The organism is Blastomonas sp. AAP25 (assembly GCF_001295965.1).
Classification (GTDB): domain Bacteria; phylum Pseudomonadota; class Alphaproteobacteria; order Sphingomonadales; family Sphingomonadaceae; genus Blastomonas; species Blastomonas fulva.
Genome location: NZ_LJHP01000001.1, coordinates 16989 through 41096 on the forward strand (window position 1 = coordinate 16989; position 24108 = coordinate 41096).

The 24108-nt window shown below is 65.1% G+C and carries 22 protein-coding genes, 1 tRNA gene and 1 other RNA gene; 9 read left to right on the forward strand and 15 right to left on the reverse strand.

The window, feature by feature from the left end:
* The first annotated feature begins 1 nt into the window (after position 1).
* The gene (locus IP68_RS00090; RefSeq protein WP_197275678.1) at positions 2–1756 is read left to right on the forward strand and encodes a lytic transglycosylase domain-containing protein; all 1755 of its coding nucleotides are present in this window, start codon (positions 2–4) and stop codon (positions 1754–1756) included.
* Positions 1757–1759: 3 nt separating this feature from the next.
* On the forward strand, positions 1760–2287 hold the full coding sequence (moaB, locus tag IP68_RS00095) for a molybdenum cofactor biosynthesis protein B (protein WP_054132933.1): 528 nt from the start codon (positions 1760–1762) through the stop codon (positions 2285–2287).
* A gap of 7 nt (positions 2288–2294) precedes the next feature.
* On the opposite strand, the gene IP68_RS00100 is transcribed toward moaB, so the two are convergent.
* On the reverse strand, positions 2295–3527 hold the full coding sequence (locus tag IP68_RS00100) for a potassium/proton antiporter (RefSeq protein WP_054132934.1): 1233 nt from the start codon (positions 3525–3527) through the stop codon (positions 2295–2297).
* 128 nt (positions 3528–3655) lie between these two features.
* On the opposite strand from IP68_RS00100, the gene IP68_RS00105 reads away from it, so the two are divergent.
* A complete protein-coding gene (locus IP68_RS00105; protein WP_054132935.1) occupies positions 3656–4735 on the forward strand; it encodes a PA0069 family radical SAM protein in 1080 nt (359 codons plus the stop codon).
* A 38-nt stretch (positions 4736–4773) separates the two neighbouring features.
* A complete protein-coding gene (locus IP68_RS00110) occupies positions 4774–5598 on the forward strand; it encodes an SMI1/KNR4 family protein (protein ID WP_054132936.1) in 825 nt (274 codons plus the stop codon).
* A gap of 136 nt (positions 5599–5734) precedes the next feature.
* On the opposite strand, the gene IP68_RS00115 is transcribed toward IP68_RS00110, so the two are convergent.
* On the reverse strand, positions 5735–7048 hold the full coding sequence (locus IP68_RS00115) for an NAD(P)/FAD-dependent oxidoreductase (RefSeq protein ID WP_054132937.1): 1314 nt from the start codon (positions 7046–7048) through the stop codon (positions 5735–5737).
* A gap of 78 nt (positions 7049–7126) precedes the next feature.
* A complete protein-coding gene (locus tag IP68_RS00120) occupies positions 7127–7615 on the reverse strand; it encodes a TspO/MBR family protein (RefSeq protein ID WP_054132938.1) in 489 nt (162 codons plus the stop codon).
* Positions 7616–7749: 134 nt separating this feature from the next.
* Between IP68_RS00120 and IP68_RS00125 the strand changes: the two genes are divergently transcribed.
* Positions 7750–9375 (forward strand): M17 family metallopeptidase, encoded by a 1626-nt coding sequence (locus IP68_RS00125; protein WP_054132939.1) that lies wholly within the window; start codon positions 7750–7752, stop codon positions 9373–9375.
* 80 nt (positions 9376–9455) lie between these two features.
* Here IP68_RS00125 and pcaF read toward each other — a convergent pair whose 3' ends face one another.
* The 3 genes from pcaF to IP68_RS00140 form a co-directional block, all read right to left on the reverse strand.
* Positions 9456–10658, reverse strand: coding sequence for a 3-oxoadipyl-CoA thiolase (gene pcaF / locus IP68_RS00130; protein WP_054132940.1), 1203 nt, complete (start codon positions 10656–10658; stop codon positions 9456–9458).
* Between the two features lie 34 nt (positions 10659–10692).
* Positions 10693–11421 (reverse strand): hydroxyacylglutathione hydrolase, encoded by a 729-nt coding sequence (gene gloB, locus IP68_RS00135; protein WP_054132941.1) that lies wholly within the window; start codon positions 11419–11421, stop codon positions 10693–10695.
* Between the two features lie 79 nt (positions 11422–11500).
* Positions 11501–11586 (reverse strand) — tRNA-Tyr (locus IP68_RS00140).
* A gap of 158 nt (positions 11587–11744) precedes the next feature.
* Between IP68_RS00140 and rlmB the strand changes: the two genes are divergently transcribed.
* Genes rlmB through IP68_RS00160 form a run of 4 tightly spaced genes read left to right on the forward strand, consistent with a single transcriptional unit; the run spans position 11745 to position 14973 of the window.
* A complete protein-coding gene (gene rlmB, locus IP68_RS00145) occupies positions 11745–12509 on the forward strand; it encodes a 23S rRNA (guanosine(2251)-2'-O)-methyltransferase RlmB (protein WP_054133220.1) in 765 nt (254 codons plus the stop codon).
* 17 nt (positions 12510–12526) lie between these two features.
* Positions 12527–13462 (forward strand): hypothetical protein, encoded by a 936-nt coding sequence (locus IP68_RS00150; RefSeq protein ID WP_054132942.1) that lies wholly within the window; start codon positions 12527–12529, stop codon positions 13460–13462.
* Between the two features lie 58 nt (positions 13463–13520).
* The gene (locus IP68_RS00155) at positions 13521–14318 is read left to right on the forward strand and encodes a hypothetical protein (RefSeq protein ID WP_156317875.1); all 798 of its coding nucleotides are present in this window, start codon (positions 13521–13523) and stop codon (positions 14316–14318) included.
* A gap of 22 nt (positions 14319–14340) precedes the next feature.
* Positions 14341–14973: a DUF4157 domain-containing protein gene (locus IP68_RS00160; RefSeq protein WP_054132944.1), complete on the forward strand. Its 633-nt coding sequence runs from the start codon at positions 14341–14343 to the stop codon at positions 14971–14973.
* Between the two features lie 183 nt (positions 14974–15156).
* On the opposite strand, the gene IP68_RS00165 is transcribed toward IP68_RS00160, so the two are convergent.
* The 9 genes from IP68_RS00165 to IP68_RS00200 all read right to left on the reverse strand — a co-directional run bounded on the left by IP68_RS00165 (position 15157) and on the right by IP68_RS00200 (position 24024).
* Entirely contained in the window at positions 15157–15429 is a 273-nt protein-coding gene (locus IP68_RS00165) for an HU family DNA-binding protein (protein WP_054132945.1), read from the reverse strand.
* Positions 15430–15630: 201 nt separating this feature from the next.
* Entirely contained in the window at positions 15631–18027 is a 2397-nt protein-coding gene (gene lon, locus IP68_RS00170) for an endopeptidase La (protein WP_054132946.1), read from the reverse strand.
* 122 nt (positions 18028–18149) lie between these two features.
* Positions 18150–18485 carry a YbaB/EbfC family nucleoid-associated protein gene (locus IP68_RS00175; protein WP_054132947.1) on the reverse strand — a complete coding sequence of 112 codons (336 nt, stop codon included), beginning with the start codon at positions 18483–18485 and terminating at the stop codon, positions 18150–18152.
* The gene (locus tag IP68_RS00180; protein WP_054132948.1) at positions 18482–20323 is read right to left on the reverse strand and encodes a DNA polymerase III subunit gamma/tau; all 1842 of its coding nucleotides are present in this window, start codon (positions 20321–20323) and stop codon (positions 18482–18484) included. The genes IP68_RS00175 and IP68_RS00180 overlap by 4 nt, the downstream gene beginning before the upstream one ends.
* Positions 20324–20417: 94 nt before the next feature.
* An RNA gene (ffs, locus tag IP68_RS19605) (signal recognition particle sRNA small type) lies at positions 20418–20513 on the reverse strand.
* A 54-nt stretch (positions 20514–20567) separates the two neighbouring features.
* Positions 20568–21446: a class A beta-lactamase gene (bla, locus tag IP68_RS00185; protein WP_054132949.1), complete on the reverse strand. Its 879-nt coding sequence runs from the start codon at positions 21444–21446 to the stop codon at positions 20568–20570.
* A complete protein-coding gene (locus IP68_RS00190; protein ID WP_054132950.1) occupies positions 21446–21781 on the reverse strand; it encodes a 2Fe-2S iron-sulfur cluster-binding protein in 336 nt (111 codons plus the stop codon). The genes bla and IP68_RS00190 overlap by 1 nt, the downstream gene beginning before the upstream one ends.
* A 3-nt stretch (positions 21782–21784) precedes the next feature.
* Positions 21785–22927, reverse strand: coding sequence for a cysteine desulfurase family protein (locus IP68_RS00195; protein WP_231683575.1), 1143 nt, complete (start codon positions 22925–22927; stop codon positions 21785–21787).
* 11 nt (positions 22928–22938) lie between these two features.
* Positions 22939–24024, reverse strand: coding sequence for a cysteine desulfurase family protein (locus IP68_RS00200; RefSeq protein ID WP_054132951.1), 1086 nt, complete (start codon positions 24022–24024; stop codon positions 22939–22941).
* Positions 24025–24108: the final 84 nt, after the last annotated feature.

Genomic DNA, 24108 nt, shown 5'->3' on the forward strand with positions numbered 1-24108 from the left:
TTTGCGCAAGAAAGCATGGATGATCGCCGCGGGCGCGCTTGTGATGGCCAACCAGCCTGTGTGGGCCGAAACCTCGTCCTACAGCTATTTTTCCGATCGCGTGGCCAAGACGCAGGTGCCCGACCAGCTGTCGTCTTCGGACCGCCAGTTCTATGCCGAGGTCTTCGGCGCGATCCGCGGCCAGAACTGGTCGAGAGCAGCCGAGCTACTCGACAGCCGCGACAAGGGGCTGCTGCACGACATCGCGCGCGCCGAACTGTTTCTGGCGGCCAACTCCCCCCGGGTAGAGATGGGTCCGCTGCTGAGCCTGCTCAACGCAGCGCCTGAACTCCCGCACGCCGAACGTCTGGCCGGCCTTGCCACCAAGCGCGGCGCCACGATCCTGCCCGACCGACCGATGACGGTGAAGATGGCCAGCTTTGCCGGCGTGACCCGTCGCGGCAAGCCGCGCAGCGTCTCCGATGGCACGGTGCCATCCGCGCTTTCCGCCCTCATCCAGGAGCGGATCGTTGCAGACGACCCCGCCGGCGCCGCCGCCGCGCTTTCGGAATACCCCGATCCGCTCAGCCCGCATGCGCGCACCGAGCTGCAGCAGCGGGTGGCGTGGTCCTATTACATCGAGAACCGCGACGACGAAGCGCTCGACCTGGCCCGGGCTGCCGCCAATGGCGCTGGCGACTGGGTGGGTGAAGCGCACTGGACGGCCGGCCTTGCCGGATGGCGACTGGGCAACTGCACCGCCGCGCTGCAGGGCTTCGAAGGCGCCGCTGCCAATGCCTGGAACGAGGAGCTCCGCGCTGCGGGCTATTACTGGGCCTCGCGCGCCGCGACGCGCTGCCGTCGCCCCGATCTGGTCCAGGCCAATCTGCGCGCAGCGAGCCAGTATGGCGAAACGCTTTATGGCGTGCTGGCAACCGAACAGCTGGGCATGGCGGGCACCACCGTGCGTGCACCCGATTTCAACGACAGCGACTGGAAGCAGCTGAAGGACCGCGCCAATGTGCGGCGCGCCATCGCGCTGGGCCAGATCGGCGAATCGACGCTGGCCGATCAGGTGCTGCGCCACGAAGCGCAGATCGCAGGGGACAGCACGCACGATGCGCTGCTGCGGCTGGCACGTGACCTTTCGATGCCGCAGACCCAGATGTGGCTGGCGCACAACGGGCCGCAGGGCAGCCGCCCCGACAGCTTTGCCCGTTTCCCCTCGCCGCGCTGGGTGCCGCTGGATGGCTGGCGGGTCGACCCTGCTTTGGTCTATGCGCACACCTTGCAGGAATCGAACTTCCGCAGCGATGCGCGCAGCCCTGCAGATGCACGCGGGCTGATGCAGGTCCGCCCCGGCACTGCGCAGGACATGGCGCGCGCTCGCGGCCAGTCGCTCGATGCCAGCGCGCTCTACCAGCCGACGATCAACCTGGAATATGGCCAGCGCTATCTGGAATTCCTGCGCGACCGCCCCGAAACCCAGGGGCTGCTGCCCAAGATCATCGCGGCATACAACGCGGGGCCATTACCGGTCAGCCGCTGGAACACCGAGGTCAAGGACAATGGCGATCCGCTGCTGTTCATCGAATCGATCCCCTATTGGGAAACCCGCGCCTATGTCGGCATCATCCTGCGCAACTACTGGATGTACGAGAAGCAGGCAGGGGTGACCTCGAAAAGCGCACAGGGGCTCGCGCAGGGCATGTGGCCGCGTTTCCCGCACGCAGGCGGAATGGAGCTTGTGCGCGTCGGCACGACCTACAATAACTAAGCGATGGCCATCGACGAATCCCGGGTCTTCAAGCCCATCAACATCGCGCTGCTGACGATATCGGACACGCGCACCGCTGCCGACGACACGTCGGGGGATATCCTTGCCGGTCTGATCAAGGCCAAGGGCCATCGACTGATCACCCGCGCGATCGAGCGCGACGATGTCGGCGCACTGGTCAGCCGGCTCAACAACTGGATTGACGATCCGGAGATCGACGCGATCATCTCCACCGGCGGGACGGGCCTGACCGGGCGCGACATCACCCCAGAGGCGCTCGACCGGGTGAAGGAAAAGGACATTCCGGGCTTTGGCGAGCTGTTCCGCTGGCTGAGCTACAAGACCATCGGCACCAGCACGGTGCAATCAAGGGCGTGCGCGGTGCTCTCGCGCGGCACCTATATCTTCGCGCTGCCCGGATCGAACGGGGCGGTGAAGGATGGCTGGAACGGTATTCTCGACGAGCAGCTCGACAGCCGCAACCGCCCCTGCAATTTCATCGAACTGATGCCGAGGTTACGCGAGAAATAGGCGCAGCTCAGGGCGCCTTGATGGCAAGCAGCGCCGATCGCGGCTTGTCATTCGCGCCGATCCCCAGGCGCTTGGCCACCCATTTCATGCTCGGCCCCTGGATCACGCTCGACAACAGCACCACGAAGAACACGATGTTGAAGATCGTGAACGCGCCCGGCACGCCCGCCACCATCGGGAAGGTCGCGAGCACGATCGGCACCGCGCCGCGCAGCCCCGCCCAGGACACGAAGAGCTTGGCGCGCCAGTCGAGCGAACGGAACGGGGCAAGGCAGATGAACACGCTGACCGGACGCGCGACCAGCATCAATACGAAGGTGATGCCAAGCCCGGGCACGATCACATCGACCAGATTGGTGGGCGCCACCAGCAGCCCCAGCGTCAGGAACATCACCACCTGCCCCAGCCACGCGAGGCCATCCTGGAAGGTCGAGATGATCCGCCGCGCGGCATAGCTACGGTTGCCCGCGACCAGCCCGGCGATATAGGCCGCAAGGAACCCGTTGCCTCCGATCACTTCGGCCAGCCCATAGGCGATCAGCGCAGCGGCGATCGAGATCACGAACGCCAAGCCGCTGCTGCGATAATGCTTGCGCTTCAAAAGCTCAGGCAGCAGCCAGCCGATGCCAAGCCCGATCACCACGCCCATCGCCATCTGCCCGGCAAAATCGGGCAGCAGCCCCAGCGGCGACGCGCCCGGCTGGGCGATGAACAGCAAGGCAGCGCCGACCATGAAGATCGCCATCGGATCGTTGGTTCCCGATTCGAGCTCGATCAACGCAGGCACATCGCCTTCCAGATCGAGCCCGGTCGAGCGCAGAATGGCGAACACTGCCGCGGCATCGGTCGATGCGACCACAGACCCCAGCAGGAACCCCTGGAACCAGGTGAACTTGAGCAGCAGCACCGCAGCGCTTGCAGTGATCAGCGCGCTGATCAGCACACCGAAGGTCGCCAGCACCAATGCAGGCCGCACCATCCGCTTTACCGCCTGCCAGCTGGTGTCCATTCCTCCCGAAAAGAGAATGAAGATGAGGCAGGCCACGCCAACCCCTTGCGTCAGCACATAATCGTTGAACGCGATGCCACCGGGTCCGTCGACCCCGGCGAGCATCCCGAGCCCCAGAAATCCGATCAAGGCGGGAAGACCGAAGCGGCTGGTCAGCGTGCCCGCCATCACCGTGGTCAGCAACAGAGTGCCGATGACCAGCAGCGCGATGGGGAGGGGAACAGTCAACATCGAGCCTTCAGAGCATCCCCACCGGGCTATGGCAAGGCAAAGGCCCCGGCGACTGCCTTCAGACGCGATGAACAGTTGCCCGATCGTTGGAGATTGCAATTGTTCCCGCTTTGTTTCATGATGGGACCATGGCGAACCTACCGTCACCCAAAGGCCGCGGTGCCCCGCTCAATCTGGAATCCAGGCGCTTCCGATTGCCTGAGCGGCAGGTCGACGGCGACTGGCTCGATGCGCTAGTATCGGTCGACGACACCCCTCCCCCGCTGCGGACCACGGTCACCATCGAGCATCCGCGCTCGATCCTGTCACGCAACACCTCGCCCGATCTGCCGTTCGACCAGTCGGTGAATGCCTATCGCGGCTGCGAGCATGGCTGCATCTATTGCTATGCGCGGCCCACGCACGCCTGGCTCGACCTGTCGCCGGGGCTCGATTTCGAAAGCCGCCTGTTCGCCAAGCCCGATGCGGCAAAGCTGCTGCGCGCGACGCTGCGCAAGCCGGGCTATGTCCCCAAGGTCATCGCGCTGGGCACCAACACCGATCCCTATCAGCCGATCGAGGCCGAGTACCGCATCACCCGCTCGATCCTCGAAGTGTGCCTCGAGGCGCGCAATCCGGTGGCGATCACCACAAAGTCGGACCGGGTGCTGGCCGACATCGATCTGCTGGCAGAGATGGCGCGGCACGATCTGGTGGCGATCGCGCTGTCGGTGACGACGCTCGACGGGGCAATTGCGCGCACGCTGGAGCCGCGCGCCGCAAGCCCGCGCAAACGGCTGGCGGCGATCCGCGCGCTGGCAGATCGCGACATCCCGGTGCACATGAACGTCTCGCCGGTGATCCCCGCCATCACCGACCACGAGATAGAGGCGGTGGTCGCTGCCGGGGCCGGGGCGGGCGCGCTGTCGGCCTCGTTCATCCCGGTCCGCCTGCCGCACGAGGTCGCGCCTCTCTTTCGCGCCTGGCTCGACGCCCATTTCCCCGACCGCGCGAGCAAGGTGATGAGCATCATCCAGGACATGCGCGGCGGGCGCGACAATGACCCCGATTTCGGGACACGGATGCGCGGGCAAGGCCCGTGGGCCGAGCTGATCCGCACCCGCTTTCGCATCGCGCTCAAGCGCGCGGGACTGAACCGTCATGCATGGAAGCTGTCGGTCGGGGGGTTCCGCGCGCCTGCCGACGGGATGCAGGGGGAGTTGTTTTAACGGGGCCAATTGCCTGCATTTGAGCAGCGTGAAAGGACATGGATCGAACAAGACGCAACCTGCTGATCGGCGGCCTGGCTGTTGGTATGCTCGCGCTTGGCGGGCTGCTGCGTGAAGCCTTCGGCACGCGTCGGCACAACAGAAGGATCATGACGGAAATGACTGATATTCCCGAACGCCCCGCTGGCAACCCGAAGCCGATGCTTGAAGAGGACATCGCGCCGGTGCTTGCGCGGCTTGATGCCTGGTTCGCGGCCAACCTGCCGCTGCCCCAACATGGGTTCAATCCACCAGCGACCGAAGCTCAGATCGACGAGATCGAGCAATTGATGGGTCTGAAGCTGCCCCAGTCGTACCGCGATCTCTACCGCTGGCACGACGGGGAAAATGACGGAATTTCGGGCCACATCTACGGCCTCCCCTTATTGCCGCTGCACCAGGTCATGGCAGAGCACCAGTCGTGGCAGGATGCGCTCGAGGGAATCGACGGCGACGCTTACGCTATTCCCGGCGGATCCTGGCCCGAAGGCGCGGTGGACCCGGCCTATATCAATCTTCGGTGGCTGCCGTTGACCGGCGACGGCGGAGGTAACAGCATAGGCCTCGATTTTGATCCCTGGCCGGCAGGCAGGGTTGGCCAGGTCATCATCTTCGGGCGTGATGAAGAGGTGAAGGTCGTGCTCGCGCAATCGCTCGGGCAGTTCCTCGAATGGATCGCAGGACTTCTGGAGAGCGGAAATTTCGAACTCGTGCCAATCGAGGGCGAGGAACCGTTGCACAGCTTCCAGTTAAAGGAGCCGTCCATAGAGCACTTCCACGATGCGGCTCGTGCTCTCCTTGGTGCTCCGGATCCTTATGTGTGACATGAAGGTTGGCGCAAGGAACGGTACCTAAGCGTGTGCCGAAAGGAGGGCTTTGCAGCTGACTTATACCAATTTCGAGCGCCGCTCGGCTTAAGCCGAGCCGGAACGGGCAGCCATGTCCGCCCCAGCCCGATCTTCAATGCAGCTTCAGCTTCGGCCGGACGATCTGGTTCACATGGCCGATGACGATCAGCGATACGCCGCGCCACCAGCCATGGATCGCGATCAGGTGCATGCGGTAGAGCGATTGGTAGGCCCAGCGCGCCAGCCGGCCCTCTACCGCCATGCGTCCGCCGACAAGGTTGCCCATCAGGCTGCCCACGGTCGAGAAGCGGCTGAGCGAGACCAGCGAGCCATGGTCCTTGTAGACAAAGTCCTTAAGTGGCTTGCCCGTCTGCACCCGGCAGAGATTGTCGAAGATGTGGCTCGCCATCTGGTGCGCGGATTGCGCGCGCGGCGGGATGGGGCGTTCCTCGCCCGGCAATGTGCACGAGGCGCAGTCGCCCAGTGCGAAGATATGGTCGTCCAACGTCGTCTGCAGCGTCGGCTTGACCACGAACTGGCCAAGGCGGTTGAGCTCGAGATCGCTCATCTCGTCGACGCCATCGGCGCCCTTCACCCCGGCGGCCCAGACGATCAGATCGGCGGGGATGACCTCGCCCTGCTTGGTCTCCACCGAATGCTCGGCAACGCTGACGACCTGCGTGTTCTCGCGGACGCTGACGCCCAACTGCTCGAGTTCGTGCTTGGCCACCCCGGCCAGCTCGGCATCGATCTGCGGCAGGATGCGCGGCCCCGCCTCGACCAGTGTCACCTCGAGCTTGCTCTCGTCGAACACCTCGAGCCCGTAATTCCTGAGCGCCTTGGCCGCGTTATAGAGCTCGGCGGAAAGCTCCACCCCGGTCGCTCCGCCGCCGATAATGCAGATACGCACGCGCGCGTCGGCATTGCCGGTGTTGTGTTCGTGGTTGGCGCGCAGACACGCATTGAGCAGCCGCTGACGGAAGCTGTCAGCCTGCGCGCGATGCTCGAGGAACTGCGCGTGTTCGCGCACGCCCGGCGTACCGAAATCATTGGAGACACCGCCAAAGGCCAGCACCAGGTAATCGTAGCGGATCTTGTGGCGGCCGATCACCTCGCGGCCCTGATCGTCGATCAGCGGCGCGGTGGTGATGTGCTTGGTGTCGCGATCGATGCTCTCCAGCGTGCCGTTGAAGAACCGATAGCCCCAGCGTACGGCGTGCCCACCATAGCCGACTTCGTCGAGATTGGCATCGAGCGAGCCGGCGGCGACTTCGTGCAGCAGCGGCTTCCAGATATGGGTCTGATTGCGGTCGACCAGAATGATGTCGTGCCTGTCGCGTCCGTACTTGCTGCCCAGCCTGCGCACCAGCTCAAGCCCGCCTGCCCCGCCGCCGACAACCACGATCTGCGTCTTCTGATCGGTCACGTTACCCCCTTGAAAAGTGTCAAGCAGAGTTAACACATTTAGCCCAAAGGCAAAGTGCTTTGGGCGCTCCGCTGCAAATCAGGACGTGCTGGCTGTCCCGAACGGCCGGTTCAACTGGACGATCTTCGCGTTGAGGACCGAAGCGAAGCTGACCCAGACAAGGTACGGAACAATCAGCCAGCTTGCGAGAACCGAATAGGGCCGCAGCCAGATGCACATCGCAAACACCGACGACCAGAGGAACACCACCTCGATCTGCGCCCAGTCTGGCCTGTGCAGCTTGAAGAACAGCGGCGACCAGAGGAAGTGGAACACGAAATTGGCAGCATACAGCGCGATGATGATGCCGCGATCCGCGTCGGTCGCAGCGCCGTTCCATGCCAGCACCAGCGCCCAGGCGGCGAGCCCCAGGATGATCGTCCAGGCCGGGCCGAACAACCAGTCGGGTGGCTGCCAGCTCGGCTTTTTCAGGTTCTTGTACCAGCTACCGATCTCGGTCAGCAGGCCGCCCGCTCCGCCCAGAATGACGGCCCAGGCGATGGCGGCGATGACGATGGGGCTGAACATGCTTCGACAATGGGGTCGGAACCCTCCATGCGCAATGGCCGATGTCGCTCCGGCCCGGATAAAGGCTTGCCGCCCCGCAGCCAAGCTGCTGAAATGGCAGGCATAGCAGACCAAAATCAAAGGGTGCCCCTGACATGTCCACTTTTCGCAAAGCCATCGCCGCGTCCCTGTCGTTTGCGCTCGCGGGAACCGCGTTCGCCTCTCCTGCCCTGGCGCAGGGCCGCAGCGACGCGGTCGCGCCATCTCTTACGCTCAAGGCGGCCAAGTCCCAGCACCGCGCGGTGACCTTTGCCGCCGCGCCTGCGCAGATGGCAGGAACGCTGGTTCTGCCGCTGACCGGCGAGGCCGATCTGGCCACGCGTGCCAGCGCGCTGAGCGATGCCGAACGCGATGCAATCGCCCGCGCGCTCAAGGCCGCCGAGTTCGACTACAAGGGCCAGGGCTCGCTGTCGCTGCGCGGGATCGGCGGATGGGACCGGATCCATGTCGTCAGCACCGGAACCGACATGAGCCCTGCGGCGATCCAGAAGCTCGGCGTGATGGCCGGACGCGCGCTGATGAAGGACAAGGGGCCGCTCACCGTGATGGCAGGTGGACTGCCTGCCGAGGCCGTGGCCGAGCTCGCCACCGGCATGGGCATCGGCGAGTACCGCTCCGACCTGTATCAGGCCAAGGCACGCGATGCCGCAGCGATGGCGGGTACCGTCGTCGTGGGCGACACGGCGGGCGCGGCGCGTGCGCTGTATGAGGCCCGCGGCAAGGCGCTGGTGGAGGCCATGGCCTTTGCCCGCGACCTCTCCAACGAGCCTGCCAACGTCATCTATCCCGAAAGCTTCGTCGAACGCACCCGCGCGGCCTTTGCCGGAGTGCCGGGCGTCAGCATCGAGGCGCTCGATGTGCCCGCGATGGAGCGGCTGGGGATGGGCTCGATCCTCGGCTCGGGCCGGGGTTCGGCGCGGCCGCCGCGCATGCTGATCGTGCGCTACACCGGACGCGGCGCGTCATCTGCCGGGCCAGTGGTGCTCGCCGGCAAGGGCATCACCTTCGACAGCGGCGGCATCTCGATCAAGAACAGCGGCGGCATGGGCGACATGAAGTTCGATATGTCGGGCGCGGCCAGCGTGGTCGGCGCGGTTCTGGCGCTGTCGAAATCGCGCGCGCCGGTCGATGTCGTCGCCATCGCCGCGCTGTCCGAGAACATGCCCGATGGCAATGCGGTGCGCCCCGCCGATGTGCTGCAGGCGATGAACGGCAAGACGATAGAGATCATCTCGACCGATGCCGAGGGACGGCTCGTGCTGGCGGATGCGGTGGCCTATGCCGATGCCAAGCTGAACCCGGCTGCGATCGTCGACATGGCGACACTGACCGGATCGATCGTCACCGCGCTTGGCGATGATTATGCCGGAATGTTCAGCCGCCATGATCCGCTGGCGACGCAGCTGCTGCAGGCGGGCGAGGCGAGCGGCGATGATCTGTGGCGGATGCCGCTGCACGGCAGCTATGCCGAAGACACCAAATCGACCATCGCCGACATCAAGAACTCTGGGGCCAGCGGCGCTGGCGCGGGGGCGGGCGCGCATTTCATCGGCGCGTTTGTCAAACCCGAAACCCCCTGGGCGCATATCGACATCGCGGGCATGGCCTGGGGCGGCGCGAGCGACGTCAAGGCCGCCGGATCGACCGGCTATGGCGTACGCCTGCTCGAAGCGTTCGTGCGCAACTTCCAGCCGGTGCCCAAGATCGCTACGGCGGACTGATACCGCCGCGACGGCTGTCCCCGTCATGCCTGCGCGTGCGGGCGTGACGAAGACGGCTAGCGACGGACCGGATTGCCGGACTACACCCGCTCGATCAGCATCGCGATGCCCTGCCCCACGCCGATGCACATGGTGGCAAGGGCATAGCGACCGCCGGTGCGGGCGAGCTCTTCGGTCGCGGTCAGCGCCAGCCGCGCGCCCGACATGCCCAGCGGATGGCCGAGCGCGATCGCCCCGCCATTGGGATTCACATGGCCCGCATCGTCGGGCAGGCCAAGCTGGCGCAGCACGGCCAGCCCCTGCGCAGCAAAGGCCTCGTTGAGCTCGATCACATCGACATCGGCCAGCCTGACCCCGGTGCGCGCGAGCAGCTTCTGTACCGCGGGCGCGGGGCCTATACCCATGATCCGTGGCGGCACGCCGGCGACGGCGGTGCCGATGATGCGCGCACGCGGAGTAAGGCCATGGCGCGATGCCGCAGCTTCGGACGCAACGATCAGCGCCGCAGCGCCATCATTGACCCCGCTGGCATTGCCCGCAGTCACCGTGCCGCCGGACCGGACGATCGGCTTCAGGGCCGCCAGCGCCTCGATCGACGTCATGCGCGGATGCTCGTCGGTGTCGATGATCAGCGGATCGCCCTTGCGCTGGGGGATGGTCACCGCAACGATCTCGGCCGCAAGCCGACCCGAAGCCTGGGCGGCGGCAGCACGCTGCTGGCTGCGCAGCGCGAACGCATCCTGATCGGCGCGGTTGATGGCGAAATCGTCGGCCACATTCTCTGCGGTCTCGGGCATCGAATCGACGCCGTGCACCGCCTTCATCAGCGGGTTGACGAACCTCCAGCCGATGGTCGTGTCATACACCGCATTGTCGCGCGCAAAGGCGCTGCCAGCCTTGGGCATCACGAAGGGCGCGCGGGTCATGCTTTCGACGCCGCCTGCGATCATCATGTCGGCATCGCCTGCGCGGATCGCGCGTGCAGCAGAGCCAACCGCATCCAGCCCCGAACCGCACAGCCGGTTGATGGTACCCCCGCCAACGTTGTCGGGGAGGCCTGCCAGCAAAGCCGCCATCCTCGCGACGTTGCGATTGTCCTCGCCTGCCTGGTTGGCGCATCCCATCAGCACATCGTCGATGCCTTCGGGATCGAGCCTGGCATTGCGGCTGAGCAGCGCGCGCAGCACCACGGCGGCCAGATCGTCGGGCCGCACGGTCGCAAGCCCGCCGCCGTAGCGCCCGATGGGGGTGCGAACGGCATCGCAGATGAACGCTTGGGTCATTTCGGTACCTTTTGCAAAGAAAGGGGCGAGCGGATCAGCCCCTGAAACTGTCCTTGGCGGCGCGCCGTTCGGCGAGTTCGGCAGCACTGGCCGCGCGCATGAACGGGTTTGTGGCGCGCTCCAGTGCGATGGTGGTCGGCACGGTGGCCTCGCCGCGCAAGCGCATCGCATCGACCTTGGCCATGCGTGCGACGATGTCCGCATTGCCGGGCTCTGCCGCCAGCGCATAACGCCCGTTGGACTGGGTGTATTCGTGCGCGCAGTACACCATGGTATCGCCGGGCAGCGCCGCAAGCCGGGTCATGTTGTCGAACATCTGTTCGGGCGTGCCTTCGAACAATCGCCCGCAACCCATGGCAAACAGCGTGTCGCCGACGAAGATGCAGTGCTCTTCGGGCAGATGATAAGCGATATGCCCGCTGGTGTGCGCAGGCACATCGATGACATCCGCTCGCACCTTACCCATGCGAACCTCGTCACCACCCGAGACCAGCACGTCCAGAGTCGCGATGCGATCGCTCTCCGCTGCAGGGCCGGTAATGGTGCAGCCGGTCGCCGCCTTGATCGCGGCATTGCCGCCGACATGATCGGGGTGCCAGTGCGTGTTCCAGATCTGGGTGATCGCCCAGCCGCGCTCTGCAGCCGCCGCCAGCACGGGCTCGGCCTCGGCGGGATCGATGACGACAGTCTCGCCGCTCTCGGGATCGTGCGCCAGCCAGATGTAATTGTCGGAAAGGGCGGGAATGCGGATGATTTCTATCATGGCCGCGTTGTGCCCAATCCGGTCTTGATTGCCAAGGGCGCATCGGGACCGGCTTGAAATTGGCACCGGCCAAAAGGGGTGGTGGACAGGGCTGGATTCGAACCAGCGTACGCTCTCGCGGGCAGATTTACAGTCTGCTGCCATTAACCACTCGGCCACCTGTCCACACGTCGAAACCCTGTGTGCTGGCCCCTTGGAGGGAGCCGTTCTTGCCGAGAGGCGGTCCCTTGAACAATTCGCGCTTGCCTGTCAATGCCGACAGGACGAAAAGCGTTAGCATCATCATCCCCGGCGATCCGATCGCCCAAGAAAGACCGAAAATTATGGCAAAGCGCGGCGCGCGCAACCGGCAACGCAAGGCCGGTCTTGAAGGTGGCAAGTTTCCCCGATTCTGGGGCACCCATGCGGTGGAAGCAGCCTTCAACAACCCCGAACGGCAGATCCGATGGATTCGCGGCACCCGCGAATCGCTGTCCGACATGGAATTGCCGCAGGGTGTTCCGGTCGAATTCGCCGACGTCGCCGATCTTGCGCGGCTGGTCGCGCGAGATGCGCCGCACCAGGGTGTGGTGATCGAGGTCGAACCGCTCGACGACATGGTGCTTGCCGATGTGCTGTCGGGCGATCCGCTTCGCCCGATCGTCGTGCTCGATCAGGTCACAGATCCGCACAATGTCGGCGCGATCTTCCGCTCCGCCGCGGCATTCGACGCGGCGGCCATCGTGACACAGGACCGGCACGCTCCGCCCGAATCGGGCACCGTGGCCAAGGCGGCATCGGGCGCGCTCGAGATCGTCCCCTGGGTGCGCGTGGTGAACCTGTCGCGCGCGCTCGAGGAAATGGCCGATGCCGGCTATTGGCGCATTGGGCTCGATGGCGAGGCAGGCGATACTCTGGCGCAGACGCTGGGCACCGGCCCGATCGCGCTGGTGCTCGGCGCCGAAGGCGACGGGCTACGGCACAATGTCGCGGGCCATTGCGACGTGCTCGCCCGGCTGCCGATCAGCAGCGCGATGGAAAGCCTGAACGTCTCCAATGCGGCGGCGATCTCGCTCTACGCGATTCGGATGGACCGGGGAGAAGTCTGATGCGGCCTGGGGGGCAGATGGCAGCGCGGATATGGGTGGCTGCCGCAGCGGCCTTGATGCTGACCGGCTGCCTTTTGTCGCCCGGCAAGTTCACCGCCGACATGACGGTGATGCGCAGCGGCGGATTCACCTTTGCCTATCAGGGCGAGATCCATCTTATGGGGCTTGCCCAACTGGTGGCGATGGGCGCTGCGATGGACAGCAAGGGCACCGATTTCATCCCCAATCCCTGTTACGGTGACCCGGCGCAGATCGATGGCGCGGTGCTCAAGACTGCCTATCTGCAGGACGAGGAGGCCTGGACCGAAGAGGCCATCGAGCGCGAATGCACCGCAGCGGAGATCGAGCGGCAGAAGAGCGAATGGGAAGATCAGCGCGCGGCCAAGAAGGCAGAAGACGCGCGCATGATCGACATGTTCAAGGAGCTGATGGGCGGGATCGATCCCGGCTCGCCCGATGCGATCGACGAGTTCATCGTGCGCATCAAGAAGCAGAAGGGTTGGCGCGACATCGTCCACAAGGGCGATGGACTGTTCGTGGTCGACTATGCCGCCTCGGGCCGTATCGACCAGGATTATGTCTTTCCGGTGATCGAGAAGACCAGAGGCCTGCCGCCCTTCGTTATAGCCGCGGCGCGCGCCAATGGTGCGGTCCGGATCGATGCGCCCGGCTTTTCCGGATCGGGCGATGGCGGCTTTCTGGGCGGCGGCATGAGCGGACTGATCCCGATGCTGCAGGCGATCGGATCGATGGAAAACAAGGAGGAGGCCAAGCTGTTTGCCGGTCTGCCCAAGGCCGATGGCACCTTCACGATCCGGACGGATGGCGAGATCCTGACCAACAACACCGATGACGGGCCGGTCGCATCGGGCGCGATGAAGACTCTGCAATGGAGCATCAACACCCGCACCAAAAAGGCACCCGAAGCGCTGATCATGCTGGACCCGGCCTGACCGCCACCGCATAATCACGCTTATGTTCAAACCGGGTCGCACCGAAGGGGACACGGAAATGAAGATGATGTGCCTGATCGCGGCCCTGGCCATTCCGCTGCTGCTGGCCGGTTGCCTGCTCTCACCCGGCAAGTTCACCTCGACGCTCGATCTGCAGCGCGATGGCAGCTTCACCTTCACTTATGCAGGCGAGATCGTGGTGACCGACACGTCGTCTCCCCCGGCCGAGTTTGCCGCCAGCCCGTGCTATGACGAGACCACCTCCGACGAGCGCGAGTGCACGCCGGCCGAGCTATCGCAGCAGCGAAAGGACTTCGACGCAGCCCAGGCCGCGAACAAGGATGGCGAAGGAATGGGCCAGATGGGCGGAATGGGCGATTTCGGCAGTGATGAAAGCATCACCGAACTGGTAGACCAACTCAAGAAGCAGGAAGGCTGGAAATCGGTTCGCTATCGTGGCAACCGCATCATCGATGTCGAATATGCCGTTACCGGGACCGTCGGCCAGGGCTTTGCCTTTCCGCTGATTGATGGTGGCGGCGCGGTGATGCCGTTCGTGACGATCACCCGGCGCAAGGATGGCAACGTCAAGGTGGTGGCGCCCGCCTATTCGGGTGGCGGGGCCGGAGGCGACATGGCCGGACTTGGCGCGATGGCCGGGGCAGCCGCAAGCCCGGCCAAGGCCGCACAGCCAAAGCCCGAGGGTACCTTCACCATCACCGCCGATGGCGGCGTGCTCACCAACAACACCGAAGAAGGCCCGACCACGGTCGCAGGCAAAACTGTGCTGACCTGGAATGTCAACAACCGTCTCGAGAAAGGACCGGAGGCCCTGATCCGTCTTGCGGGTCAATGAGGGATCGCCTAGCGGTCCCCGCATGCATGAATTGAAGATCGCAGCGGGATCGCTGGCATGGCTGGGCGCGATGGCTCTGGGTGGCTGTATCGAACGGCCGAGCGAAGAGATGCTGACGCCGCCTCCCAGGGTGGCCCGCGCGCTTGCAGTGCTGGGCGAGCAATCCGTCCAGTCGTCCCGGCGGGTGGCAGCGCAGGCACAGCGCGAGTCCGGTCGTTTGGTGCAGCGGTCAGCGCGCGTTACCGCCCCGGTTCTCGCCCAGGCGATCCGTCATGCCGAGGCGCAATCCTCGCGCGCGGGTGCGCGCAGCATCCCTGCGCCGATGGCGGAAACCCTGGCACCCTATTTCGACCGGAAACTGATCGGCTCGGTCCGCTGGACAATCGGGACGGGCCGGGTCGATCTGGGCACCTTCCTGACCGAGCAGTACATGGACGAGGGCGCGGTCGCGCTCAACCGCCAGGTGGTGTTCTCCAGCGAGCGGCTGACGCAGAATGTGTGGATCTGGGCGCACGAACTGGCGCATGTCGAACAGTATCAGCGCAAGGGCATCAATGGCTTTGCTGCGGCCTATATCCGCGACTGGCAGGCGATCGAGCGCGAGGCTACCGCGCGCGCCAACGAGGTGACCGCGGCCATCCGCAAGGCGGGCTGATCGGCCCAACGCCCCGCGTCACCGTTAGCCGTTCCTCAACCGATGGCTGACGCAAAAAAGGCGGCACAGGGTTGCGCCGCCTTTTCAGCTGTCGGTATTCAACGGGGGGGTAATTGGCTTTGCGACCCCTGCCCGCTCAAAGTCTGCGTTCGTTGCGGGTGCTGTCAGCCAGCACCCGTCAGATCAGTTGACTGCATCCTTGAGGCCCTTGCCGGCCTTGAACTTGGGCTGGGTAGATGCCTTGATTTCCATCTTCTCGCCGGTGCGCGGGTTGCGTCCGGTCGATGCCTTGCGCTTGCTCACGGAAAACGTGCCGAAGCCGACCAGGCGGACTTCGCTGCCCTTGGCAAGCGCACCACTGATCGAATCAAACACTGCTTCCACCGCCTTGCTGGCGTCGGTCTTGCTGAGGCCGCTCTGATCAGCGACTGCAGAAATGAGATCATTCTTGTTCATGCCGTGGGAACCCCCTGATTATTGTTGAATATAGCTGAATCGCGGCTTTGAGGGTGCCGAGTTAGAACCAGTTAAATCCAAGTGTCAAAGGGAAAAGCGCGCATTTCCGGGCACTTTGTCGCAATGTTACGGTAATGTTTCCGCTGGAAGCGCAGGAGGCCGGGATGCTGCAATGCACCATCCCGGCCTCCGGTGTAAGGCTCAGTGTGTGACCGCGCCGCCGGCGATATCGCTACCGCCGACTCGCGGTTGCGCAGCCAGTTCGTCGGCCTCGGTCCATTCGATCGGAACCAGCGGATCGACCAGGGCGACACGCAGCACCTCGTCGACATGGCTCACGGGGATGATGGTCAGCCCCTGCTTGGCGTTTTCCGGAATCTCGGCGAGGTCCTTCTCGTTCTCCGCCGGGATGAGCACGGTCGTGATGCCCCCGCGCAGCGCCGCGAGCAGCTTTTCCTTGAGCCCGCCGATCGGCAGTACCCGGCCGCGGAGCGTAACCTCCCCAGTCATCGCCACCTCGCGGCGGACGGCATTGCCGGTGAGCGTCGAGATGATCGAGGTGACCATGCCGATACCCGCAGACGGACCATCCTTGGGTACCGCACCTTCGGGAAGGTGGATATGGATATCCTTGCGCGCGAAAAGGCTGGGCTTGATACCATAAGCAGGAGCCCGCGCCTTGACGAACGAGAACGCCGCCTGCACCGATTCCTGCATGACCTCGCCAAGCTTGCCGGTGGTCTTGATCATGCCCTTGCCAGGCACGGTCACTGCCTCGATGGTCAGCAGTTCGCCGCCCACTTCGGTCCAGGCAAGCCCCGTCACCGCACCGATGTCGTTCTCGGTCTCGCCGATGCCGTGGCGATATTTGCGCACCCCGGCGAAGTCGGACAGGTTTTCACCAGTGATGACGACACCCTTGTCCTTTCCTTCAAGGATCCGGCGCAGCGACTTGCGCGCCAGCCGGGCGATTTCGCGCTCGAGCGTACGCACGCCCGCCTCGCGGGTGTAATAGCGGATCAGGTCGCGCAAGCCCTCTTCGGTCAGCTCGAACTCACCCGCCTTCAGCCCATGCGCTTCGATCTGCTTGGCGATCAGGTGCCGCTTGGCGATCTCGACCTTCTCGTCCTCGGTATAGCCCTCGAGCCGGATGATCTCCATGCGGTCGAGCAAAGGCTGCGGCAGGTTCAGGCTGTTCGCGGTGGTAACGAACATGATGTCCGAAAGATCGATGTCGATCTCCAGATAATGGTCCTGGAACTTGCCGTTCTGTTCGGGGTCGAGGACCTCGAGCAGCGCCGATGCCGGGTCGCCGCGGAAATCCTGGCCAAGCTTGTCGATCTCGTCGAGCAGGAACAGCGGATTGCTGGTCCCGGCCTTCTTGAGGTTGTTGACGATCTTGCCCGGAAGCGAGCCAATATAGGTCCGGCGGTGGCCGCGGATTTCCGCTTCGTCACGCACGCCGCCGAGCGACTGGCGCACGAACTCGCGGCCCGTTGCCTTCGCGATCGACCGGCCGAGCGAGGTCTTGCCGACGCCCGGAGGGCCGACAAGGCACAGGATCGGTCCCTTGAGCTTGTTGGTTCGTGCCTGAACGGCGAGATATTCGATGATCCGGTCCTTGACCTTCTCCAGCCCGAAATGGTCATCGTCGAGCACCTTCTGCGCTTCGGTAATGTCCTTCTTGAGCTTCGACTTCTTGCCCCAGGGCAGGCCCAGCAACACGTCGAGATAGTTGCGCACCACGGTCGCTTCGGCCGACATCGGCGCCATGCCGCGCAGCTTCTTGAGCTCGGACGTAGCCTTGGCCTTGGCTTCGGGGGACAGCTTCAGCTTCTCGATCTTGGCGGCGAGTTCGGCAACACCGTTGCCATCGTCGCCATCGCCATTGCCCAGCTCGGACTGGATCGCCTTGAGCTGCTCATTGAGATAATATTCGCGCTGGGTCTTTTCCATTTGGCGCTTGACGCGGCCACGGATCTTCTTCTCGACCTGCAGCACGCCGAGCTCGCCTTCCATGAAGCCGAACACCATCTCCAGACGCTTGATCGGATCATCCTCGGTCAGCAGGCTCTGCTTGTCGGCAACCTTGACCGCGATGTTCGCAGCCACCGCATCGGCGAGCTTGGACGCATCATCGATCTCCGCCAGCTGCACCGCGGTTTCGGCGGGCATCTTCTTGTTGAGCTTGGCATAGTTTTCGAACTGATCGACCACCGAACGCATCAGCGCGTTGACATCGGTGCCGCTGACGGCGCGCGCGGGTAACGCCTCGACCTCGGCCAGGACATGGTCGCCTGTAACCTCGAGCCGGTTGAGACGCGCACGTTCGCCGCCCTCGACCAACACGCGGACGGTGCCATCGGGAAGCTTGAGCAACTGGAGCACGGTGGCGATCACGCCGATGTCGTAAAGATCGTCACGATCGGGATCGTCCCGCGCCGGGTCGAGCTGCGCGACGAGGAAGATTTCCTTGTCCTGCTCCATCGCCCGCTCGAGTGCGGCGACGGACTTGTCGCGGCCCACGAACAGCGGAACGATCATCTGCGGGAACACCACGATGTCGCGCAGGGGAAGCAGGGGATAGGTCTGGAACATGGTCAATTCGGTTCAATCCATCTTGGGCTGGGTGCGCCGGTCAATCGGCAGCAGTCAGCCCGTTATATGGTCACAGGTTGCGGCCGCGACAAGCGACCCTGCACCTGCCCGGGTTAACGGCGTCAGAACGGCAGCTTGAAGCCCGCGGGCAGCGGCAGCCCCTGCGCCATCTTGCTCATCTCTTCCTCGCTCGCGCGATCGGCCTTGGTGCGCGCGTCGTTGAACGCGGCCGCGATGAGGTCCTCGAGCATCTGCTTGTCGGCAGGCACGATCAGGCTGTCGTCGATCGACACGCCCAGGATGCGCCCCTTGGCGGTGGCACGAACCTTGACCAGCCCGCCGCCGGCGGCGCCTTCGACCTCGACAGATTCAAGCTTGGCCTGAGCCTCGTTCATCTGACGCTGGACGGTCTGCGCGGCTTCCTGCGCGGCAGCCATCATTTCTTCCATGCTTTTCATGCCTTGGCACTCCGTGTTGGCAGGTTATCGTCCTCATGTGGGGAGATTTCCGCCGCAGTCCAGTCAATTTCCGCATCGGGAAAGGCGGATTGTGTCGCCTTTACCAGCGGATGATTGAGAATTTCATCGCGCATCGCGTCCTGGCTATGCTTTTCCTGCTCGGCGAGACTGGGTAGCGCATCGCCAGCGCCGCGCTCGACCTGCCAGCGCCGCCCGGTGATCTCGGCCAGCGCCTCGCGCAGCAGCGGGACATAGTCGTCACGCCCTGTAGCGGACTGATAGGTCAGCGTGTCGGAACCGATCTCGACCGGGCGCATATCGGTCCGCACCTGCCCCGCGAGCAGCAAGCGCCCGGCATTGTCGAGCAGATCGACGATGTCGCCAATGGTGCGGATTTCGCCGGGAGTTCTGATCGGCTGGGGTTCGGGCCGAGCTACCGGCTCGCCATAGTCGGCCATGTCCCAGGGCGGCGCCCCATCGGGAGCCGGTGGTGCCTCGGCTTCCGGACGGGAAGGTTCGGGCGAAGGGGCCGTCGGCGCATCGGCCTGCGGCGCCTCTACCATCCTGCGCGCAAGCGTGCCCGGATCGGGCAGCGTCGCGGCATAGAGCGCGCGCAGCAATGCCATTTCGCATGCCTCGCGCGGCACTGGCGCCTGCTCGATCTCGTCGTGCCCCTTGAGCAGCAGTTGCCACAGCCGGTGCAGGCTCGCATGGCCAAGCTTGCCCGCCCAGTCGGCAAGTGCCGCGCGGTCTTCCTCGCCATGCACAGTGCGCACCCTGCCGGCAGACTTCTGCAGCGTGATCGCGTGCACCATCGCCAGCAACCCGCGCATTACCGCGACAGGATCGACACCCAACCCGTGCTGCGCGTCCAGATCGGCGAGCATCGCATCGGCATCGCCCGCAATCAGATGCGCGAAAAGCCGCCGCATCGACCCACGATCCGACAGGCCCAGCATCGAGCGCACCTGCTCGGCGCGCACCATCGCGGCGCCTGCATCATCGCTGTGCCCGCCAAGATCGGCATGCGCGATCGCCTGGTCGAGGATCGAGAGACCGTCGCGCACCGATCCCTCGGCGGCGTCGGCGATCATCGCCAGCGCTTCGGGCTCGGCGACCACCGCTTCCTTCACGCAGATTTCGGCGAAATGGCTGGCGAGCAGCTCGGACGGAATGCGCTTGAGGTCGAATCGCTGGCAGCGTGACAGCACCGTAATCGGCACCTTGTTCACCTCGGTGGTCGCAAACAGGAACTTCACGTGCGGCGGTGGCTCTTCCAGCGTCTTGAGCAAGCCGTTCCAAGCCTGTTTCGACAGCATGTGTGCTTCGTCGATGATGTACATCTTGTAGCGCGCCGACACGGCGGCATAACGCACCGCCTCGGTGATCTCGCGGACGTCGTCGATGCCGGTGTGGCTCGCAGCATCCATCTCGATGATGTCGATATGGCGCCCTTCGGCGATGGCAACGCACGGTTCGCACACGCCGCACGGCGCGATCGTCGGGCCGCCCTGCCCGTCCGGTCCGATGCAATTGAGCGCCTTGGCGATCAGTCGCGCGGTCGAGGTCTTGCCCACCCCGCGCACCCCGGTCATCAGGAAAGCATGCGCCAGCCGCTCGCGGCGAATGGCGTTGCCCAGGGTCTGGACCATGGCGTCCTGGCCGATCAATTCGGCAAAGGTCTGGGGGCGGTATTTGCGCGCCAGCACGCGATAGGCCTGGCCAGTGGCGGGCGCTGGAGCAGGCGCCGGAACGGGCGGCATGTCTAGCCCAAGGCCAGGCATCAGGGCTTCGTCGTCGGTGTCGCTGTCCGTATCTGGCTGCGGGGAATCATGCATGGCACGTGATTAGCCGCTGCTGCGCAGGGATGGAAACGAATCCGCGCGGCTGTTCAAAAACCGCAAGGCCGCTTGGCGCGCTAAGGATGAGAGAATGGTAGGAGCCGGACGACCCGCGGCGAAAATCGTTGTGGCTGCTTCCTTCCGGACCTGACCAGATTGGCGACGGCTACGTCCGCCCGACTCCCAGGCCGCATATGGCGACAAGTTGCGGGGAAAGCAAGAACCGCTGAACAGTCCGCGTTCAACGCAGCGCAGGCAGCACCGCACGGGTAGCATCGGCGATGATTGCGCTGGCAGCATCGCCTTTGACCGCGGGCCGGTCGAGATAGACCGCGAGCGTATAGCGCATGCCGGTCTCGGCAGTGAAGACCGCAACGTCGTTGAACGCATTGCCGCAGCTGCCGGTCTTGTCGCCCGCGCTCCAGCCCTGGGGCAATCCGCCGCGAATGCGCTTGAGCCCGGTCGATGTGTTCTCCATCCAGCGATACAGCAGCCGCTGCTGGCCGACCGGCATGGCGTTGCCGACCACCAGCGAGCGGGTGGTATCGGCCATCGCGGCGGGCGTGGTCGTGTCGCGCGGATCACCGAGCGCGTTTTCGTTGAGCTCGGGCTCGCGCCGATCCAGCCGGGTGACGCTGTCGCGCTTGCCGCGAAGCCATGCGGTAAAGCTCTGCGGCCCACCAAGCCGGTCGAGAAGCAGGTTGGCGGCGGTGTTGTCGCTGAGCGAGACGGCAGCCGAGGCAGCCCCTTCAACGGTCACCGCTTCGGGCGGGGTTTTGGCACGCTGCGCTTCGACATAGGGGGAATAGACCACCATGTCGGAGTCGTTCACCGGCAGCGGGTCCGCCATCGACAATCTGCCTTTGTGCGCGTTTTCCAGCACCATCGCGGCGAGCGGCAGCTTGAAGGTCGAGCACATCGCAAAGCGTTCGTCGGCGCGGTGCCCCGCGAGCTGACGACCGTCCGGGCCCACCAGCGCGACACCCAGCCTGCCGCCGCTGCGCGCCTCTATCGCGGCGAGTTCGCGCGCGATCGCGGGATCGGTTGTAGGCTCGGGCGCAGTGGTGGCGCAGCCACTCAGCAGCGCTGCAGTCCCAAGGATAAGCGCACGGCCGATCATCACATGCCCTGCATGTCATAGCTTTCCGCCGGAACGCGGCAGGTCAGGCTCTGCCACTCGTCGCGCAGGAAAATCTGGCACGACAGCCGCGAGGTGCGGGTGACGGCGACAGCAAGATCCAGCATGTCCTCTTCCATCTCGACCGGCTCGGGCAGCTTGGCGAAATCGGCGGCATCGATGATCAGATGGCAGGTCGAACAGGCCATCTGGCCTTCGCAGGTGCCTTCCAGCGGCAGGCCATGCGCCTGCGCGACATCGAGCAGCCGGTCGCCATCCTGGGCCTGCACCGTCTGACGGCTCTTGCCGTCGGCGCTGATGAACGTCACCTCGATCATGGATTACCCTGTATGGCTGCCAAGCTGGCTGGTGGTCGCAGAATTGATCAGATGCGCGGCGCGCTCGATTTCGTCAACCGTGGTATAGCGTCCAAAGCCAAGCCGGATCGACGAACGGACCTTTTCCGTCGGCAGGCCCAATGCGGTGAGCACATGGCTGGGTCGGCCCGAGCCGCTGGCACAGGCCGAACCTGCCGAAAAGGCTATGCCGCGCACGTCGGACAGCAACCGCGACACATCCAGCCCGTCGCGCCGCAGGTTGAGATTGCCGGCATAACGCTGGTCGAGCGAACCATTGACCTGCCAGCCGGCAAAATGGCGCAACGCCGCCTGCTGCAGGGCAGCGAGATGCTCTGCATCTTCCTGCTGGCGGGTCGCGGCGACCTTGGCGGCGGCGCCGAACCCGGCGCACAGTGCCGGCGACAGCGTGCCTGAACGCAGCCCCTGCTCCTGCCCGCCGCCATGGATCAGCGGCTCGATTGCGACGCCGTCGCGCAGCCACAGCGCCCCGATGCCCTTGGGGCCATGGATCTTGTGGGCGCTGATCGCGATCATGTCCGCAGATTGCGGCAACGCGACGCGGCCATAGCCCTGCACCGCATCGCACAGGAACAGCGCGCCTGCTGCGTGCGCGAGGTCAGCCAGCGCCGCGACCGGCTGGATCACCCCGATCTCGTTGTTCACCAGCATCGTTGCTACGATCGCGGTGTCGCCATCGATGGCCACACGCGCCTGGTCGAAATCGACCAGCCCATCCGTGCCCACCGGGAGGATGTGCAGACGAAAGCCCTGCGTCTCCAGCCAAAGGCAGGTGTCAATCACCGCAGCGTGTTCGGTGGCGATGGTGACGATCTTGCGACGCGGCGCCTGACCCGCCAGCACGCCGCGCAGGCCCATGTTGAGCGCTTCGGTCGCGCCGCCTGTAAACACCACCCGCCCGCCGGTCGGCATCAGCGCGGCGATATGCCCGCGCGCCACTTCGACCGCAGCGGCGGCCTTGCGTCCGGCGGCATGCGAACTGTGCGGATTGGCCCAGCCCGTGGGCCCGGAGAGGTCACCCAGCCAGGGCTGCATCGCCGCGAGAGCTTCGGGCGCGAGCGGCGTGGTCGCCTGATAATCGAGATAGATCGGCGCGTTTCCTGCCATGGCGCCCGCCATCACGATCGCACCCGCTCCGCCATCGCGCGCCACAGTTCGATGAAGCGATAGACGTGTGCGCGAGTGGTCGAAGGGCCAAAGCTCACCCGCACCACCTCCCCTGCTGCCTTTTCGTCCCAGCCCATCGCGGTCAGCACCGCGCTGGTCTTGAGCGTGCCCGAGGAACACGCGCTGCCTGCCGAGACCGCAACCCCGGCGAGATCGAACTGGATCAGTTGGGCATTCGCCTGCACGCCGGGCATGCGATAGCTGCCGATCGTGGGCAGCCGCTGCGCGCCCTCGGCAACCACCTCGCCGCCCGCACCGCGGATGGCGCTTTCGAGCTGGTGGCGCAGATCGGCCGCGCGGTCGATCCAGTTGCGCGACACCGAGAGCGCGGCGGCAAAGCCCAGCGCTGCTGGAACGTTTTCGGTGCCGCTGCGATAGCCCTTTTCCTGCCCGCCTGACGGGTTGAGCACGCCAGGATCACGCAACAGCAGCGCGCCAATCCCCGGTGGTCCGCCCAGCTTGTGCGCGGAAATGACGATCATGTCGGCATCGGGCAGCGGTATCTTGCCAGCGCTTTGCGAGCAATCGCACAGCACCGGTGCCCTGGCCTCGCGGGCCATGGCGGTCACCGCCTCGACGTCCTGCATCACCCCGGTTTCGCTGTTAACCGACTGCACGATCACCAGCGGTCGTTTCGCGCCGGCATCCAGCGCGCGTTGCAAGCTGGCCAGCACCAGCCGCCCATCCAGATCGACCGCCAACCGCAGCACCGTGCGCGTGTCCGGCGCACGATCGGCGATGCGCTGGACGGCGTCGTGCTCGGTCGGCGAGATGACCCAGCCATCGGTCTTGCTGGCCTGCATCGCGAGCGCGATGGCCTCGCTGGCGCCGCTGGTCAGGATGACCTCGCCATCCCAGCCCAGGGCCTCGGCGATGCGCGCGCGCGCGGCCTCCAGCGCAGCGCGGGCGGCGCGTCCATCGGCATGCGGCGACGACGGATTGGCCCAGCTTTCCAGCCCTGCCGCCATCGCGGCGCGCGCCTCAGCCAGCACCGGCGTGGTTGCCGCATGATCAAGATAGATGCGCGGGTCGGCCATGATGCGGGTCAGACTGAGCTTGGGTTGCGACGGTTCATCGCGTTCATCTAGCCGCACCCTGCCGCATTGCCACGCATTTTGTTG